Origin of the sequence: Kitasatospora paranensis (genome assembly GCF_039544005.1) — a bacterium.
Lineage (GTDB): Bacteria > Actinomycetota > Actinomycetes > Streptomycetales > Streptomycetaceae > Kitasatospora > Kitasatospora paranensis.
In genome coordinates this window covers 2,762,549-2,779,436 of the sequence record NZ_BAABKV010000001.1, presented here as the reverse complement: position 1 = coordinate 2,779,436, position 16,888 = coordinate 2,762,549, and the positions used below count along the sequence as shown (strand labels likewise).

Below are 16,888 nucleotides of genomic sequence, written 5' to 3'. Positions count from 1 at the left end.
GATCCGCACCATGACCGACACCGCCACCGCGCCACCGCGCATACCAGAGGCCATCCACCGCCGCCGCTGGGCGATCCTGGGGACGCTGATCCTCGCCCTGCTCGTGGTCGTCCTCGACAACTCGATCCTCAACGTGGCGATGAAGACCATCGCCCAGCCCGCCCCCACCGGTCTCGGCGCGAGCCAGAGCGACCTGGAATGGGCGATCAACTCCTACACGCTGGTCTTCGCCGGTCTGCTCTTCACCGCCGGACTCCTCGGCGACCGGCTCGGCCGCAAGTGGACCCTGCTCGGCGGCATGTTCGTCTTCGGGCTCGGCTCGCTGCTCTCCGCCATGGCGAGCAGCCCCGGCCAGCTGATCACCTTCCGTGCGGTGATGGGCCTCGGCGGCGCCTTCGTGATGCCGGCCACCCTGGCCATCATCATGAACGTCTTCGAGCGGCACGAGCAGCCCAAGGCGATCGGCATCTGGGCCGGCGCCGTCGGCCTCGCCATCGCCATCGGCCCGATCACCGGCGGCCTGCTCATCGAGCACTTCTGGTGGGGCTCGGTCTTCCTGGTCAACGTCCCGATCGTGCTCGTCGCCCTGGTCGCGATGAGCGTGCTGGTGCCCAACTCCCGCGACCCCCGGCCCGGCAAGCTCGACCCCGTCGGCGTGCTGCTGTCCATCATCGGCCTGGTCGCGCTGATCTACGGCATCATCAAGGGCGGCGAGCTCGCCGACTTCTTCGCCGCCGACGCCCTCGTCCCGATCGTCGTCGGCGTGATCGCCCTCGCCGCCTTCGTCCTGTTCGAACGGCGCACCTCGCACCCCGCGCTGGACGTCACCTGGTTCCGCAACAAGGTCTTCTCCGCCTCCGTGGTGGTCATCGGCGTGGTCTTCTTCGCGCTGATGGGCGTCTCCTTCTTCGGCGTCTTCTACACCCAGAGCGTCCGCGGCTACAGCGCCCTGCAGTCCGGCGTGCTGATGCTGCCGCTCGCCGCCGCCCAGATGGCCTTCGCCCCGCGCGCCCGCCTCGTCGTCGACCGCTTCGGCATCCGCGCCACCTGCGCCGGCGGCATGACCCTCATCGTCCTCGGCTTCCTCGGCTACCTGCTGCTCGGCACCACCACCCCCATCTGGGTGCTGGTCGTCATCGGATTCGTCATGGGCGCCGGCATGGCCCACGTGATGCCGCCCGTCACCGTCGCCATCATGGGCTCGCTGCCCCGCGAGAAGGCCGGCGCCGGCTCCGCCATCAACAACACCTTCCGCCAGGTCGGCGGCTCCTCGGCGTCGCCGTCCTCGGCGCGGTGCTCTCCACCGTCTACCGCAACGGCATGAGCGACCAGCTCGCCCAGCTGCCCCCGGGCCTGCGCGACAAGGCGGGCGAGTCCCTGGAGGCCACCCTCGCCATCGCCGACCGGACGCACGCCCAGGGCCTGGTCGCCCCGGCCCAGGACGCCTTCGTGCACGCCATGCACGTGGTCGCCGGACTCTCCGCCGGCATCACCGTCGTCGGCGTCGTCCTCGCCCTGCTGCTGCTCCCGGGGAAGGCCCCGGCGGCCCGCCCCGGAGCCCCGGCCGAGGCCGAACGCCAGCCGCACCCCGCCGAGGCCTGATCAGAAGGGGTGGACAATAGCGCCATGCAGACCGAACCGACCGTCTCGGCATGCGGCGCCGCCCCGACCGGCCCCGCCGCGGAGCTCTGCTCCCCGCGGCGGGGCCGCCCGCGCAGCGAGGCGGCCGAACAGGCCATCATCGCCGCCGTCGAGGAGCTCATGGAGGCCGGCACCAGCCTCTCCGAACTCTCCGTCGAACGGATCGCCGCCGCCGCCGGAGTCGGCAAGGCCACCATCTACCGGCGCTGGCCCAACAAGGAGGCCCTGCTGGTCGACGTGGTCGCCCGGCTGGAGGAGCCCACCCCGGAGCCCGCCGGCGGCAGCGTCCGCGACGAACTCGTCGGCATGATCGAGTTCATGCGCCGCCGCGGCCTGGCCAAGCGCTCGCGCTGGATGCTCAAGTCCGCGCTCAGCCAGATGAACGCCTGGCCCGAACTGCGCGACGCCTACCAGGAGCGGGTGGTCAGGCCCCGCCGCGAGCTCGCCCGCACCATCATCCGCCGCGGCATCGACGAGGGCGTCCTGCGCGACGACCTCGACGTGGAACTCCTCTGCGAGATCGTGATGGGCCCGATCCTGCTGCGCTCCGTGCTGTGGGAGGAGGCCCCGCTGGACGACCCCGGCCTCGCCGAGCAGATGGTCGACGCCGTGCTGAGCGGGGTCGGCGCACAGCCGTCCGGAGGGCGTTCCCGCTGATCGGGCGCGTCCCGCAACCTCTGCGCCCCTCCTGCGCGTCTGTGCCGTCATAGGCTGAGCCGAGAATCCGACTAAACCGGTATCAGCCGGACGGCACGGTCGGTACGGAGGAGCGGGGCGCATGGTTCAGGCGGACGGGACAGTGGCGGCGACCGACGGCGCGGGGGAACCGGAGGAGGCCCCCGGAGCCCCCGGAGCCCGGAACCCCTGGCTCGACCCCCGCCGCGGCTGGGTCACCGCCGGTCTCGCCGTCCTGCTCGCCCTGCTGCTCGCCCTGCACGCCGAGGTCCCCAACGCCCTCGGCAACCTGGGCAGCCTGCTGGAGACCTTCCTGCCCTGGCTGGGGCTGGCCGTGCCGCTGCTGGTCGCCGCCGGCCTGTGGCGCCGCTCGGCCACCGCGCTGGCCGCCGTCCTGCTGCCCACCATCCTCTGGTTCAACCTGTTCGGCGGCCTGCTGACGGACAAGAGCTCCGGGACCGGCGACTTCGGGGTGCTCACCCACAACGTCGCCGCCGCCAACAGCGACACCGCCGGCACGCTGAAGATGATCAACGGCTCCGGCGCCGCGATCGTCGCCCTGGAGGAGCTCGCGCCCAGCGCCGTGAAGACGTACAGCACGGGCCTCGCCGCCCGTTACCCGTACCACGCCGTCGAGGGCACCGTGGGCCTCTGGTCCACCTACCCCATCACCGAGGTGCACGTGGTCGACATCAGGATCGGCTGGACGAGGGCCTTCCGTGCCCGGGTGACCACCCCCGCCGGACCGCTCGCCGTGTACGTCGCCCACCTGCCGTCCGTCCGGCTCGAGTCCGGCAGCGGCTTCACCGCGGGCCGCCGGGACGTCAGCGCGCAGGCCCTCGGCGACGCCGTCGAGGCCGAGCCGCTGAAGAAGGTCCTGCTGATGGGCGACCTCAACGGCACCATGAACGACCGCAGCCTCGCCCCGATCACCTCCCAGATGCGCTCCGCCCAGGGCGCGGCCGGCGACGGGTTCGGCTTCTCCTGGCCCGCCGCCTTCCCGATGGCGCGGATCGACCAGATCCTCAGCAAGGGCGGGCTGCGCCCCACCGACTCGCGGGTGCTGCCCGCCGACGGCAGCGACCACCGCGCGGTCGCCGCGGACTACCGCTACTGAGACGAGCGGGGGTCGCCGCCGGCCCGCGCGGCCGACGCGGGCCGCGCCCGGCGCGGCACAATGGCAGGCATGGACGGACGTGACGTGGAACGAGCCCTCGCCGAAGCCCTGAAGGTCCTCGTCACCCGCGAGGACGAGGACTGGTCGGTGCGTGCCGGACGGCTGACCTGGACGTGCCGCGAGACGGCGGTGCACGTCGCCCACGACCTGGCCGCCTACGCCGGCCAGCTCGCCGCCCGCCCCCGCGACGGCTACCTCCCCTACGACCTCGCCGTCCGTCCCGAGGCGCCGGTCGGCGAGGTGCTGGAGGTCGTCCGGGCCTGCGGCGGCCTGCTCGCCGCCACCCTGGACGCCGCCGGGCCCGAGGCCCGGGCCTGGCACTGGGGGCCCACCGACCCGTCCGGCTTCGCCGCCATGGGCGTCGCCGAGATCCTGCTGCACACCTGGGACATCACCCGCGGCCTCGGCGGCGGCTGGCACCTGCCCGGACCGCCCAGCGCGGCCGTGCTGGCCCGGCTCTTCCCGGAGGCCCCCGGCGGGGACCCGGCCGCCGTCCTGCTCTGGTGCACCGGCCGGGGCGAACTCGCCGGCCGGCCGGTGCGCACCTCCTGGGTCTGGAAGGCCGCCGTCGACTGACCTCGGGGCGGCGGGGCCCGCGGTCAGCCGCGGCGCCACCGGTTGGTGATCGGCAGCCGGCGGTCGCGCCCGAAGCCCTTGCCCGAGATCTTGGGGCCCGGCGGGTACTGGCGGCGCTTGTACTCGGCGGTGTCCACCAGCCGGACGATCCGGTCGACGACCTCCGGCGGGAACCCGGCGGCGACGATCGCGTCCCGGCCCTGGTCGCCCTCCACGTACAGGTCCAGGACGGTGTCCAGCAGGTCGTAGTCGGGCAGCGAGTCGGTGTCGACCTGGTCCGGCCGCAGCTCCGCCGACGGCGGCTTGCTGATCGTGTTCTCCGGGATCGGCGGCGCCTCGCCGCGCTCCGCGGCGGCCTCGTTGCGCCACCGCGCCAGCCGGAAGATCAGCGACTTGTAGACGTCCTTGATCGGCCCGTACGCGCCCACCGAGTCGCCATACAGCGTCGAGTAGCCGACCGCCAGCTCGCTCTTGTTGCCCGGCGCGAGCACGATGTGGCCCTCCTGGTTGGAGATCGCCATCAGCAGGGTGCCGCGCAGCCGGGACTGCAGGTTCTCCTCGGCCAGGCCGGTCAGCCCCAGCGAGCCCATGTACGCGTCGAACATCGGGGCGATCGACACCGTGCGGAAGTTCAGGCCGGTGCGGCGGGCCAGCTCCGCCGCGTCGTCCTTCGAGTGGTCCGAGGAATACCGGCTGGGCATCGACACGCAGTGCACGTTCTCCGCGCCCAGCGCGTCCACCGCGATGGCGGCCACCAGCGCCGAGTCGATGCCGCCGGACAGCCCGATCAGCACCGAGGCGAAGCCGTTCTTGCGGACGTACGCGCGGGTGCCCGCGACCAGGGCGGCGTAGATCTCCGCCTCGTCGTCGAGCCGGGGCGCCTCCTCCTCCCGGGCCCGCTCGGCCGGCGGCGGCAGCGGCGCGCCGCCCAGCTCCGTCCGGACGAGGTGCAGGCCGTCACTGAAGATCAGCCCGTCGGTGTGCTCGCCGGACGCCGCGGGCAGCTCCAGGTCGACCAGCAGCAGCTCCTCCTCGAACTGCGGAGCCCGGGCCAGCACCTCGCCCTCCGCCGACACCACCAGCGAGTCGCCGTCGAAGACCAGCTCGTCCTGCCCGCCCACCATGTTCACGTACGCCAGCGCGCAGCCCGCCTCGGCCGCCCGGCGGCGCACCAGCTCCAGCCGCACGTCGTCCTTGTTCCGCTCGTACGGCGAACCGTTGATCACCAGCAGCAGGCCGGCCCCGGCCTCGCCGGCGGCGGTGGCCCGGCCGCCGTCCTGCCAGATGTCCTCGCAGATCGCCAGGGCCACGTCCACGCCGTGCAGGGTGACCACGGCGAGCTGGTCGCCCGGTACGAAGTAGCGGTACTCGTCGAAGACGCCGTAGTTCGGCAGGTAGTGCTTGGCGAAACGGGTGGCCACCGCGCCGCGGTGCAGCACCGCGGCACAGTTCTGCGGGGAGCCGGCGGGCCGGTGCAGCCGCGGGTGGTCGGCGGCGGAGCGCCCGAGGTAGCCGACCACGACCGGCAGCTCGCCCAGCCCCTCGTCCGCCAGCCGGGCGGCGAGCGCGACCAGTGCGGCGCGGGAGGCCTCGACGAAGGAGGCCCGCAGCGCGAGGTCCTCGACGGGGTAGCCGGTGAGGACCATTTCCGGGAAGGCGACGAGCTGGGCGCCGGCCTCCGCGGCCTGCCTGGTCCAGCGCACCACCTCATCGCTGTTGCGGGCGAGGTCACCGACCCAGGGGTCGATCTGACTCAGGGCGAGACGGAGATTCGGCATGCCCCGAGTGTAATCGTCTAACTGACGCTATGTCGCGGTCGGGGACGCCCGGCACGGAATCCGGGTGTCGGCAAGCGGGCGATGATCCGCCATGATGGGACCAGCCGCCGTTCGGGTCGCCCCGCGCGTGCAACGCGTAACACGAACGTAAAGAGCAGAGGTGAGACTGTCCCCATGGGCAAGCAGCAGGAGTTCGTGCTTCGCACGCTCGAGGAGCGTGACATTCGTTTTGTCCGGCTGTGGTTCACCGACGTGCTCGGGTTCCTGAAGTCGGTCGCGGTCGCACCCGCCGAGCTGGAACAGGCCTTCGAGGAGGGCATCGGCTTCGACGGCTCCGCCATCGAGGGCTTCGCCCGGGTCTACGAGTCCGACATGATCGCCAAGCCGGACCCGACCACCTTCCAGATACTGCCCTGGCGCTCCGAGACCCCCGGCACCGCCCGGATGTTCTGCGACATCCTGATGCCGGACGGCTCGCCGTCGTTCGCGGACCCGCGGTACGTGCTGAAGCGCACCCTGGAGAAGGCCTCCGAGCTGGGCTTCACCTTCTACACCCACCCCGAGATCGAGTTCTTCCTGCTGAAGAACCTCCCGGGCGACGGCACCCCGCCCATCCCCGCCGACCAGTCCGGGTACTTCGACCACACCCCGCGCGGCGTCGGCCACGACTTCCGCCGCCAGGCCATCACCATGCTGGAGTCGATGGGCATCTCGGTGGAGTTCTCCCACCACGAGGGCGCCCCCGGCCAGCAGGAGATCGACCTGCGCTACGCCGACGCGCTCTCCACCGCCGACAACATCATGACCTTCCGCCTGGTCATGAAGGAGGTCGCGCTGGAGCAGGGCGTGCACGCCAGCTTCATGCCCAAGCCGTTCTCCGGCTTCCCCGGCTCCGGCATGCACACCCACCTCTCCCTCTTCGAGGGCGACCGCAACGCCTTCCACGAGTCCGGCGCGGAGTACCAGCTCTCCAAGGTCGGCCGCTCCTTCATCGCGGGCCTGCTGCGGCACGCCGCCGAGACCGCCGCGGTCACCAACCAGTGGGTCAACTCCTACAAGCGCATCTGGGGCGGCTCCCAGCGCACCGCCGGCGCCGGTGGTGAGGCCCCCTCGTACATCTGCTGGGGCCACAACAACCGCTCCGCGCTGATCCGCGTCCCGATGTACAAGCCCGGCAAGCAGGGCTCCACCCGCGTCGAGGTCCGCTCGCTGGACACCGGCTGCAACCCCTACCTCGCCTACGCGGTCACCCTCGCGGCCGGCCTCAAGGGCATCGAGGAGGGCTACGAGCTCCCGCCCGGCGCCGACGACGACGTGTGGGCCCTCTCCGACGCCGAGCGGCGCGCCCTCGGCATCCAGCCCATGCCGCAGAACCTGGGCGAGGCCATCGACCTGATGCAGCGCAGCGAGCTCGTCGCCGAGACCCTCGGTGAGCACGTCTTCGACTTCTTCCTGCGCAACAAGCGCCAGGAGTGGGAGGAGTACCGCTCCGAGGTCACGCCGTTCGAGCTGCGGAAGAACCTCCAGGTGCTGTAGCCGCAGGTCAGGGTAGAACTGAAACACAGGAAGCCCCTCGGGTCGACGGAGTGCATCCGTCGGCCCGAGGGGCTTTTCAGGGCTTTGTCCATCCTGGGCCGCCTGTGGGCCGTCTCGGGGCCGGTCGGGGTCGGTCAGGCCCGGTTGTGGTCGCCGGTCGAGCCGTCGGTGAGCTCGCGCAGGATGTCCACGTGGCCCGCGTGCCGCGCCGTCTCCGTCGTCATGTGGACGAGGACCCAGCGCAGCGACACCGCGTTGCCGCTGTAGGACGTGCCGAGTTCGTCGAGGCCGAGTTCGCCGATCACGGCGTCGGCGGCGGCGCGGGCCCGGCCGTAGAACGCCAGGATGTCCGCGGTCGACTCGTCCGGCTCCACCCGCATGTCCGAGGACTCGTCGACGGCCATGTCGAACGGCAGGGGCCCGGTCTCGCGACCGAACGTCTCGCAGAACCAGCCGAGTTCGGCACCGCCCAGGTGCTTGACCAGGCCCAGCAGGTTCGTCCCCGACGGCGTGATCGGCCGCCGCAGCTGCTCGTCGTCCAGGCCTTCGAGCTTCCACAGCACCGCGTCACGGTGCCGGTCGAGTGCGGCGTGCAGACTGTCCTTCTCGCCACCGGTGAATGGCACATGCTTTCCCATGCGCGGACGGTAGCAGCCGCTGCCGACATCCCCTCCGGCGTATCGTGGCGCCGTCGCCGGCACGGGGTGACGCGGGTTCAGGAGCGCTGCCAGACCGTCACGTGTCCGCGTGTCCGCGGGAAGTGGAACGGGACGCTGCTGTAGGCGGTGTCGCGGAAGGCGAAGGTGCGCACCAGCCGGTATCCGTTCGGGGCGAGCAGGGCGGTCAGCCGCCGGCTCTGTTCCGGGGAACGGGTGGAGTCGAGGACGATCCGGTCGAAGCGGCGGTCCGCGATGGCCTGGCGGAAGGCGGCCTCGCCGGTGAGTCGCCGCCCGGTGGTGGTGGTGTAGGGCAGGGCCGCGGAGGTGCTGAGGATCTCGGCGCGGGCCGCGTCCGGGTACAGGTAGTAGCGGGGGAGCGCCGCCGTCTCGGCGAGGATCCGCTGCCCGGTGCCGCTGCCGGTCCCTCCGGTGTCGGCGGCGGGCCGGAGGTAGGCCATCACGGGCCGGCTGTCCGGCCAGCGGGCGAAGAGCTGCTGGGAGACCCAGGCGGCGCTGGTCGCGGCGAGGGCGAGGGTGGCGACGGCGAGCACGGCAGACCTGGCCCGGCCGTGCGAGAGCCGGGCCAGCAGCCAGCCGGCCATCGGCGCGGCCAGCACGAGGCCGAGGCCGCAGTCGGCCGCCAGCGACGCCGCGCTCCGCAGCCACAGCGCCGTCAGCGGGGCGATCAGGGCGCCGGCGCAGAGGACGGCGCCGAGTGCGGTGCGGACGGGCTTCGAGCGACGGTGGACCGGGTCGTCGGTGAGGGCGTGCAGGACGGCGCCGGCGGCGGCCAGCAGCAGGACGACGCCCGCGCAGTCGACGGACCAGGCGGTGATCTGTGCGGTCGTCTGGCCGCCGCCGGCGTCCCCGGCCGCTCCGAGGATGCCCTTCAGGATGCCGTTCCCGGTGTACCAGGCCGTCAGGAACAGGACGCCGAGGGCGGGTGCGGCCACCCACAGCAGGAAGAGCGCGGCCCGCCGCAGTGCCTCGCGCCGTCCGGAGTCGGCCGCCGTGAGCACGGCTTCGACGGCGATCACCGGCAGGACGAAGGCCCAGGTGGCGTACTTGAGCGCGACGGCGAAGAAGGCGAGGACCGGTGCCCGGGTCGCGGCGCCGCCGTCGCCGTCCGGCCCGCCCGCCGGGCCCGGGGCGCCGTCGCCCGGTTGCACCGCGCAGCACAGCGCCGCGGCGATCAGCGCCGCGGAAGCCGCGTCGAAGGTCGCGAGGTTGCCGGTGAACAGGACCGGCGCGGAGAGTCCGAAGACCGCGGCGGCGAAGAATCCGGCCCGCTCGTCGAAGAGCCGGCGGGCGGTGGCGCCGACGAGCCAGGTGGCGGTCAGCATGCAGAGCAGGCTCAGCGCCCGGACGGCGGCCAGCCCGCCGAGGCCGTCGATCCCCGCGGCGATCACCGGGTAGAGGTAGGGCAGGCCGCCGAAGTAGGTGTCGTAGTTGTCGTCCAGCGGCCGGTGGTCGAGGAAGTCGTCCAGCAGGCGGTGGCCGCCGTACAGGTAGGTCGCCTCGTCGGGCCGGGCCGAGTTGCTGAGTGCGAGAGTGAGGACGGCCTGCAGGAGGAGGACGCCCAGGAGAGGTGCGCGGGAGCGCAGGACCGTCATTGTGTGCCGCCCGTGTTCGCGTGCCGGCCCAGCGCCGAATCCCCGTCAAGATAACGGGTCGGCCGGGCCGGTGGATTCCGCCGCCACACCGGCGTTCGTGTGCAGTCGGGCGGGGTTGGCCTGGCCGGGTGAACTCGGCGGGGCGCGGACGGCAGACCGCCGGAAAGGTCAGATCTGCATCTAATCTCAGAATTGTTCGAATGCTTTCCGCAGCACGCACCGCACCAGTCCACGGCCATGCGATCGGGGCGCCATGAAGGTCCTTTCCGAGCCGGCCCGCTCCGGCGGAGCACCGGTCGACGCGGAACCGGTGATCCTCGCCCTGCTGCCCGCCCACAACGAGGCCCAGCGCATCGGCGCCGCCCTGGCCGCCCTCCGGCAGCAGTCGCCGGCCCCCACCCGCACCGTCGTGGTCTGCGACAACTGCACGGACGACACCGCGGAGATCGCCGCCGGGTACGGCGCCGAGGTGATGGAGACGGTCGACAACCGCGACAAGAAGGCCGGCGCCCTCAACCAGGCCCTGGCACGGTTCGAACCCGAGCTGGCCGACACCGACCTGGTGCTCGTCCAGGACGCGGACACCACGCTCAACCCGGGCTTCCTGCGCGCCGCGGTGGCCGCCTCGACCGAGGCCGTCGGCGGCGTCGGCGGGATCTTCTACGGGGAGGACGGCGGCGGCCTGCTCGGCGAACTCCAGCGCATCGAGTTCCACCGGTACGCCACCGCGATCGCCCGCAAGCGCCACCGCGCCGAGGTCCTCACCGGCACCGCGACCCTCTTCAGGGCCGGGGTGCTGCGCGAGATCCGCCGGGCCCGCCGGTCGGGCCGGATCGGCGGCGGGGACGCCTACTACTCGACGCTGTCGCTGACCGAGGACGACGAGATCACCAAGGCCGTCCGGACGCTCGGCTACCGCACCGTCTCACCGCCCGGCTGCGAGGTGGTGACCGAGGTGATGCCGACCGTGCCGCGGCTGTGGCAGCAGCGGCTGCGCTGGCAGCGCGGCGCCCTGGAGAACCTGCGCGACTACGGCTGGAACCGGGTGACCGCGCCGTACATCCTGCGCCAGGGCCTGATGGGCGTCTCGGTGCTCTTCATGTTCCTGTACCTCGGCTACATGCTCCTCACCACGCTGTACTTCGGATGGCCCCGCCTCTCCGCCTTCTGGGCGTGCATCGGCGCGGTGTTCATCGTGGAGAAGGTCGTCGCCGCCAGAAAGGCCGGCTGGCGCGCCCACCTCCTCATCCTGACGTTGGTCGTGGAACTCGTCTACGACGTCATTCAGCACTGCATCTACGTCCAAGCACTCTGGAGATTCCTGTGGAGAAGGGAACAGCGGTGGTGCGCGACATAGCGGGCGCACCGCCGTGCGAGGGAAATCCTGTTCACCCCATCCCGCCCAAGGGCGGAATCGAGGAGGAAGAAATGTACGGAAAACTGCCCGGCTGGGGCGCGGCCGGCGCCGGTGGGACACTGGCGGCCACCGGCGTCAACTCGATGGGGCTGCTCGTGGCGGCGTTCACGCTCTCCATGGCGGGCCTCGCCCTGATGCGGCTGCTCCCGCGCCGCTGAGCCTGCCCGCGGCCTCCCGCGGCCGTGCCGTGGTCGTCAGCCCTCCCGGCCGTCGACCACGGCCGGCGCGGGCAGTCCGGGCAGTGCCGACGTCAGGACGACCAGCCGGTCGGCCTCCATGGTCGCCGGCCGGCCGTCCTGCGGCGGCGCATGGAAGTTCCCGTCGTCGACGGCCAGGTTGAGTATCGGGTACGCGGCGAAGTCCGGGCCCACCCCGAGCCGGTCGGCGTACGGGCACACCAGATGGTTCAGGTCGGTGCCCACGTACCAGGACACGCTGCCGGCGCCGAACAGCGCGCCGACCCACAGCCAGCGGCCCGCGCCGATCTCCGGCCCCGAGTACAGGTGCCCGGAGCCGGGCGGGAGCACGTGGTTCGCGAACTCGATGGTGTGCGGGTAGTCGGCGTGCCACTCGAACACGTCCATCTCGTTGTGCCCGTCGCGCCAGGTCCACAGGCCGGGCCAGGTCCCGGTGTTCGCCTGCGGCAGCCGGACGTGGGCCAGCAGCATCCCGCCGGTGCGGACCTGCGCGCCGGCCCCGCCGGAGTCGCAGGAGTCGCCGGTGGTCAGCAGGCCGGTGTCCCACAGACCGTCGGAGCGGGGCGAGGCGGTGATGGTCAGGTGCCCGGAGGCCGTACCGAGCGCCGTCGTCGTCAGGTGGTCCAGTTTGTAGTGCCCGGGGTTGCTCGTGCACTGCGCGTACGCCGCACTCTGCCAGGCCCAGGTCTTCCCGGGCCCGAGGTCGAGCCGGCGGAAGGTGTCGTCCAGCGCGGTGGTCGAGCTGCGCCCGGCCGCGTGGTCGGCCGCGCCGGCCGGGGTCGCGACGGCCAGCGGGCACAGCAGGGCCGCGGACGCCAGGACATGAAGGAACATCGAGGTCTCCGATCGCGGCGGTGTCCGACCGCCAGTCCCACGATCGGGCCGACCTCCGGGTGCGACATCCGGACGGGGCCGTGCGGGCCATCACCCCGTCCGGCCCGTAGGCTCGATACGTCTGATGTTCGGGTGCACGCATGCCGTACCGGAGGGGCGATGTCGGTGGAGGAACGGTCCGGTGGGCGCACCAGCCGCCTGGAGATCCGGCTGGTGCGGCGCGGCTTCTCGGATCCGGACGCAGCCGTCCGGCGGCTCGCCGAACCCGCCCTGCACGGGCTGGCCGGCGACCCGGTGCTGCTCGACGCGCTCGGCGGCACCGCCGACCCCGACCTCGCCCTGCTCGGCCTGACCCGGCTGCTGGAGGCCCTCGACGAGGCCGAGCGGCACACCCTGCGCGACACCCTCACTACCTCCAAGCCGCTGCGCGACCGGCTGCTCGGCGTCCTCGGCGCCTCGGCCGCGCTCGGTGACCACCTCGCCCGCCATCCGGCGGACTGGCACGCGCTGGTCACCTTCGAGGTCCGCGACATGCACCCGGACGCCGCCGAGTTCCAGGCCGCCCTGACCGAACGCGTCCGCGCGTCGGCGCCGCCCGCCCGCGCCGACGCCCTGCGCGCCGCCTACCGCCGCTGCCTGCTCGCCATCGCCGCCCGCGACCTCACCGGCACCGCCGACCTGCCGCAGACCTCCGCCGAACTCGCCGACCTGGCCGGTGCCACCCTCCAGACCGCCCTCGACATCGCCGCCGACGAGGACCCGGACGCCGCCGCGGCCTGCCGGCTCGCCGTGATCGGCATGGGCAAGTGCGGCGGCCGGGAGCTCAACTACGTCTCCGACGTCGACGTGATCTTCGTCGCCGAACCGCAGGAGGGCGTCGACGAGCACCGGGCCGTCCAGGCCGCCACCCGGCTCGCCGCGCGGCTGATGCGGCTGTGCTCCGACACCACCGGCGAGGGCGTCATCTGGCCGGTTGACGCCAACCTGCGCCCCGAGGGCCGCAACGGCCCGCTGGTGCGCACCCTCGCCAGCCACCTCGCCTACTACCAGCGCTGGGCCAAGACCTGGGAGTTCCAGGCCCTGCTGAAGGCCCGGCCGGTGGCCGGCGACGGCGACCTCGGCGTCCAGTACGTCGCCGCCATCGCCCCACTGGTCTGGCAGGCCGCGGCCCGCGACAACTTCGTCACCGACGTGCAGCAGATGCGCCGCCGGGTGGTCGACACCATCCCCGCCACCGAGGTCGACCGGCAGCTCAAACTCGGCCCCGGCGGGCTGCGCGACGTGGAGTTCGCCGTCCAGCTGCTGCAGCTGGTGCACGGCCGCACCGACCCCGCGCTGCGCAGCGGCAACACCCTGCAGGCGCTCGGCGCGCTCAGCGCGGGCGGCTACGTCGGCCGCGCGGACGCCGCCTCGCTGGACACCGCCTACCGCTTCCTGCGCTCGCTGGAACACCGCATCCAGCTGCACCGGCTGCGCCGCACCCACCTCGTCCCCACCGGCCAGGCCGACCTGCGCCGGCTCGCCCGCTCGCTCTCCGCACAGATCAACGACGACACCCGGGCCGACCCGGTCGCCGCCCTGGAACGCGAGTGGCGGCGGCACGCCGTGGAGGTCCGCCGGCTCCACGAGCGGCTCTTCTACCGCCCGCTGCTGGACGCCGTCGCCGATCTCCCGGTCGGCACGGCCGGCCTCGCCAGCAGCGGCCTGACCCCCGAGGGCGCCAAAGCCCGACTGGTCGCCCTCGGCTACGTCGACCCGGCCGCCGCCCTGCGGCACCTCTCCGCGCTGGCCTCCGGCGTCAGCCGCAAGGCCGCCATCCAGCGCACCCTGCTGCCGGTGCTGCTCGGCTGGTTCGCCGACTCCGCGGACCCGGACGCCGGCCTGCTCAACTTCCGCCAGGTCTCCGACGCCCTCGGCCGCACCCCCTGGTACCTGCGGCTGCTGCGCGACGAGGGTGCCGCGGCCGAGCAGCTGGCCCGGGTCCTCTCGGCCGGCCGGCTCGCCCCCGACCTGCTGCTGCGGGCACCCGAGGCGGTGGCCATGCTCGGCGACCCGCAGGGGCTCGCCCCGCGCGGCCGCGCCGTCCTCGAACAGGAGATCCTCGCCGCGGTCGGCCGGGCCGGCGACGCCCACGCGGGGGTGGCCGCCGCCCGCGCCGTCCGCCGCCGGGAACTGTTCCGCACCGCCGCCGCGGACGTGCTGGGCCGGTTCGGCGACGACCCCGCCGAGGCCGTGGACACCGCGGGCGAGGCGCTCACCGCGCTCAACGCGGCCACCCTCCAGGGCGCGCTGCGCGCCTGCGTCGCCGGCTGGGAGGCCCGCAACGGCGAGCTGCCGACCCGGATCGCCGTCATCGCCATGGGCCGCTTCGGCGGCCACGAGATGGGCTACGGCTCCGACGCGGACGTCCTGCTCGTCCACGAACCGCTGCTGGAGTCGCTCGACGAGGACGCCGCCCGGGCCGCCCACGCGGTCTGCCACGATCTGCGGACCCTGCTCGCCGCGCCCGGCACCGAACCGCCGCTGCTGGTCGACGCCGACCTGCGCCCCGAGGGCCGCAACGGCCCGCTCGTGCGCACCCTCGCCTCCTACGCGGCCTACTACCGCCGCTGGTCGCACGTCTGGGAGAGCCAGGCACTGCTGCGGGCCGAGCCGGTGGCGGGCGACGCCGAGCTGGGGGAGCGGTTCCGGGCGCTGATCGATCCACTGCGCTACCCGGGCAGCGGGGTGCCCGAGCGGGACCTGATGGAGATCCGCCGGATCAAGGCCAGGATCGAGTCCGAGCGGCTGCCGCGCGGCGCCGACCCGACCACCCACACCAAGATCGGCCGGGGCGGGCTCGCCGACGTCGAGTGGGTCGTCCAACTGCTCCAGCTCCAGCACGGCCACGCCCTGCCGGCGCTGCGCACCACCCGGACGCGGCGGGCGCTCGCCGAGGCCGCCGCCGCGGGCCTCGTCGCGGAGGAGGACGCCGGGGTGCTGGACGCGGCCTGGGTGCTGGCCTCCCGGGTCCGCAGCGCGGTGATGCTCGTCCGCGGGCGGCCCGGCGACACCTTCCCCGGGGACGCCCGGGAGCTCTCCGGGGTGGCCCGCTACCTCGGCTACGGGGCCGGGCACAGCGGTGAGCTGGTCGACGACTACCGGCGGACCACCCGGCGGGCCAGGGCGGTGGTGGAGCGGCTGTTCTACGGACCGTGAACGCGGTGGCCCCCGGGCCCGTCGGGCAGGCCCGGGAAGGCGCGGTCCAGGCGCTAGCGGCGGCCGGCGCTCACCGGGGTCGTCCACTGGACGGGCACCGTCACCGGGGCCGAGGGGGCGCCGCCGGGGTATCTCGGCAGCTGGTAGACCCAGACGTGGTAGATCAGCCGGGCGGCCGCGAAGCCCACCGCGAGGCAGACCATGCCGCCCACCGCGTCCATCCAGAAGTGGTTCGCGGTGGAGATGATCACGGTGAGGGTGGCCACCGGGTAGAGCAGGCCGAGCACCCGCACCCACGTCCGGCGGGCCAGGAAGAAGATCGTCAGGCCGCACCAGAGCGACCAGCCGATGTGCATCGAGGGCATGGCCGCGTACTGGTTGGAGACGTGCGCGGCCGGTCCGGAGGCCATCGAGCCCCAGGTGCCGTGCACCGCCACGGTGTCGATGAAGCCGCGGCCCATCAGCCGGGGCGGGGCCAGCGGGAAGCAGTAGAAGCCCACCAGGGCGATCGCCGTGGTGACGAACAGGACCGTGCGGGCGGCCGCGTACCGGCCGGGATGGCGGCGGTAGAGCCAGATCAGGACGCCGATCGTCACGATGAAGTGCAGCGTCGCGTAGTAGTAGTTCATCCCGACGATCAACCACTCGGCACGGTCGACGGTGTGGTTGACCGCCCGCTCTATGCCCACGCCGAGCGCCCGCTCGAAGCGCCACACCCAGTCGGCGTGGCGCATCGCCACCGAGGCCTGCTCCGGGACGGCGTTGCGGACGATCGAGTAGATCCAGTAGCTGATGCCGATCAGTGCCAGCTCGAAGAGCAGCTTCGGGCGGGCCGGGCGGCTGCGCTGTCGGCGGATGCGGCTGCGGACCGCGGCCGAGCGTGTCCGGGCGGCGACGGTGGCCCCGTCCGGCCTCTGGCCGCTGTCGGCCGGCCCGGCCTGGACGGAACCCGTACGCGTCGCCTCAGCGGCGCGCTCGGCGCCGACTGCCTGCATCTCGGTCGGTTCCCCCATGGACGAGAAGTCTGCCAGACGTCCCGTGACCGCCCGATCATCCTGTGGTCGGGGATTCTTCACCGGCTGTCCCCCTGAAGTCGGAGGGGAGTGGGCCTGGGGGGACGCATGTACTCCATTGTTGCGTGTGCGCATCACCGGGGTCGACCCGGGGTGGCGGGAGAACGTCGATTCCGTGCCGCGGCCCCGCCGCTTCGTATGCGCCTTCCCCGATCCCGCCCCTCCCCTCACGAGACGGAGGAGCGGCGGAGGGCCGGAGCGCCCGGAGGCGCGTGGGGCGAGTGCGGAGAAAGGCTGCCCGCCGGGCTGTCAGGTCGGATCAGCTCCGGTCCCGACGGGCGACCGTCCCCGGTGCGGGCCCGTCGGTCGACGGTGCCCCCACGCCGTGCCCGGCATCCCGCCGGTCGTCGGGCACGGAACGACTCTGCGGGTTCTACAACGGTTCGGTCAAGAGGTTGGTTGCAACAATTTCCGCATCTTGCTGAAACATCTTGCAGCGCGCTAGCGTCCGCCCCACCTCACCTCAATGACGACGAGCCGCACCAAGGGAGCCCGCTGTGGCCGAAGTTCAGCC

General features: G+C 73.1%; 12 protein-coding genes and 1 pseudogene. 8 read left to right on the top strand and 5 right to left on the bottom strand.

The window, feature by feature from the left end:
• The first annotated feature begins 10 nt into the window (after positions 1-10).
• The 4 genes and pseudogenes from ABEB13_RS13615 to ABEB13_RS13600 all read left to right on the top strand — a co-directional run bounded on the left by ABEB13_RS13615 (position 11) and on the right by ABEB13_RS13600 (position 4,069).
• A pseudogene (locus ABEB13_RS13615) lies at positions 11-1,602 on the top strand (MFS transporter).
• Between the two features lie 24 nt (positions 1,603-1,626).
• Entirely contained in the window at positions 1,627-2,298 is a 672-nt protein-coding gene (locus ABEB13_RS13610) for a TetR/AcrR family transcriptional regulator (RefSeq protein ID WP_345705730.1), read from the top strand.
• Positions 2,299-2,419: 121 nt separating this feature from the next.
• Positions 2,420-3,433: an endonuclease/exonuclease/phosphatase family protein gene (locus ABEB13_RS13605; RefSeq protein ID WP_345705729.1), complete on the top strand. Its 1,014-nt coding sequence runs from the start codon at positions 2,420-2,422 to the stop codon at positions 3,431-3,433.
• A gap of 69 nt (positions 3,434-3,502) precedes the next feature.
• Complete coding sequence (locus tag ABEB13_RS13600) at positions 3,503-4,069, top strand: maleylpyruvate isomerase N-terminal domain-containing protein (RefSeq protein WP_345705728.1); 567 nt, start codon at positions 3,503-3,505, stop codon at positions 4,067-4,069.
• Between the two features lie 23 nt (positions 4,070-4,092).
• Here the strand turns inward: ABEB13_RS13600 and ABEB13_RS13595 are convergent, their stop codons facing one another.
• A complete protein-coding gene (locus tag ABEB13_RS13595; RefSeq protein ID WP_345705727.1) occupies positions 4,093-5,847 on the bottom strand; it encodes an NAD+ synthase in 1,755 nt (584 codons plus the stop codon).
• 174 nt (positions 5,848-6,021) lie between these two features.
• On the opposite strand from ABEB13_RS13595, the gene glnA reads away from it, so the two are divergent.
• Positions 6,022-7,383 (top strand): type I glutamate--ammonia ligase, encoded by a 1,362-nt coding sequence (gene glnA / locus ABEB13_RS13590; protein WP_345705726.1) that lies wholly within the window; start codon positions 6,022-6,024, stop codon positions 7,381-7,383.
• Between the two features lie 134 nt (positions 7,384-7,517).
• Here glnA and ABEB13_RS13585 read toward each other — a convergent pair whose 3' ends face one another.
• Positions 7,518-8,021, bottom strand: coding sequence for a DinB family protein (locus ABEB13_RS13585; protein WP_345705725.1), 504 nt, complete (start codon positions 8,019-8,021; stop codon positions 7,518-7,520).
• A 77-nt stretch (positions 8,022-8,098) separates the two neighbouring features.
• Complete coding sequence (locus tag ABEB13_RS13580; protein ID WP_345705724.1) at positions 8,099-9,655, bottom strand: glycosyltransferase family 39 protein; 1,557 nt, start codon at positions 9,653-9,655, stop codon at positions 8,099-8,101.
• A 253-nt stretch (positions 9,656-9,908) separates the two neighbouring features.
• On the opposite strand from ABEB13_RS13580, the gene ABEB13_RS13575 reads away from it, so the two are divergent.
• Together ABEB13_RS13575 and ABEB13_RS13570 are read left to right on the top strand one after the other, a co-directional pair.
• Positions 9,909-11,012, top strand: a complete 1,104-nt coding sequence (locus ABEB13_RS13575) for a glycosyltransferase family 2 protein (protein WP_345705723.1) — start codon at positions 9,909-9,911, stop codon at positions 11,010-11,012.
• A gap of 71 nt (positions 11,013-11,083) precedes the next feature.
• Complete coding sequence (locus ABEB13_RS13570) at positions 11,084-11,230, top strand: hypothetical protein (RefSeq protein WP_345705722.1); 147 nt, start codon at positions 11,084-11,086, stop codon at positions 11,228-11,230.
• Positions 11,231-11,266: 36 nt separating this feature from the next.
• On the opposite strand, the gene ABEB13_RS13565 is transcribed toward ABEB13_RS13570, so the two are convergent.
• Entirely contained in the window at positions 11,267-12,103 is an 837-nt protein-coding gene (locus ABEB13_RS13565) for a LamG domain-containing protein (RefSeq protein ID WP_345705721.1), read from the bottom strand.
• Positions 12,104-12,262: 159 nt separating this feature from the next.
• Here ABEB13_RS13565 and ABEB13_RS13560 point away from each other — a divergent pair, with 159 nt between their 5' ends.
• Positions 12,263-15,301, top strand: a complete 3,039-nt coding sequence (locus ABEB13_RS13560; RefSeq protein WP_345705720.1) for a bifunctional [glutamine synthetase] adenylyltransferase/[glutamine synthetase]-adenylyl-L-tyrosine phosphorylase — start codon at positions 12,263-12,265, stop codon at positions 15,299-15,301.
• 53 nt (positions 15,302-15,354) lie between these two features.
• Here ABEB13_RS13560 and ABEB13_RS13555 read toward each other — a convergent pair whose 3' ends face one another.
• The gene (locus ABEB13_RS13555) at positions 15,355-16,314 is read right to left on the bottom strand and encodes a phosphatase PAP2 family protein (RefSeq protein WP_345705719.1); all 960 of its coding nucleotides are present in this window, start codon (positions 16,312-16,314) and stop codon (positions 15,355-15,357) included.
• Positions 16,315-16,888: the final 574 nt, after the last annotated feature.

Bases quoted from the DNA above. Each gene is read 5' to 3' on its own strand.
- ABEB13_RS13610 (WP_345705730.1), top strand. From the start codon at position 1,627: ATGCAGACCGAACCGACCGTCTCGGCATGCGGCGCCGCCCCGACCGGC.
- ABEB13_RS13605 (WP_345705729.1), top strand. From the start codon at position 2,420: ATGGTTCAGGCGGACGGGACAGTGGCGGCGACCGACGGCGCGGGGGAA.
- ABEB13_RS13600 (WP_345705728.1), top strand. From the start codon at position 3,503: ATGGACGGACGTGACGTGGAACGAGCCCTCGCCGAAGCCCTGAAGGTC.
- ABEB13_RS13595 (WP_345705727.1), bottom strand. From the start codon at position 5,847: ATGCCGAATCTCCGTCTCGCCCTGAGTCAGATCGACCCCTGGGTCGGT.
- glnA (WP_345705726.1), top strand. From the start codon at position 6,022: ATGGGCAAGCAGCAGGAGTTCGTGCTTCGCACGCTCGAGGAGCGTGAC.
- ABEB13_RS13585 (WP_345705725.1), bottom strand. From the start codon at position 8,021: ATGGGAAAGCATGTGCCATTCACCGGTGGCGAGAAGGACAGTCTGCAC.
- ABEB13_RS13580 (WP_345705724.1), bottom strand. From the start codon at position 9,655: ATGACGGTCCTGCGCTCCCGCGCACCTCTCCTGGGCGTCCTCCTCCTG.
- ABEB13_RS13575 (WP_345705723.1), top strand. From the start codon at position 9,909: ATGAAGGTCCTTTCCGAGCCGGCCCGCTCCGGCGGAGCACCGGTCGAC.
- ABEB13_RS13570 (WP_345705722.1), top strand. From the start codon at position 11,084: ATGTACGGAAAACTGCCCGGCTGGGGCGCGGCCGGCGCCGGTGGGACA.
- ABEB13_RS13565 (WP_345705721.1), bottom strand. From the start codon at position 12,103: ATGTTCCTTCATGTCCTGGCGTCCGCGGCCCTGCTGTGCCCGCTGGCC.
- ABEB13_RS13560 (WP_345705720.1), top strand. From the start codon at position 12,263: ATGTCGGTGGAGGAACGGTCCGGTGGGCGCACCAGCCGCCTGGAGATC.
- ABEB13_RS13555 (WP_345705719.1), bottom strand. From the start codon at position 16,314: ATGGGGGAACCGACCGAGATGCAGGCAGTCGGCGCCGAGCGCGCCGCT.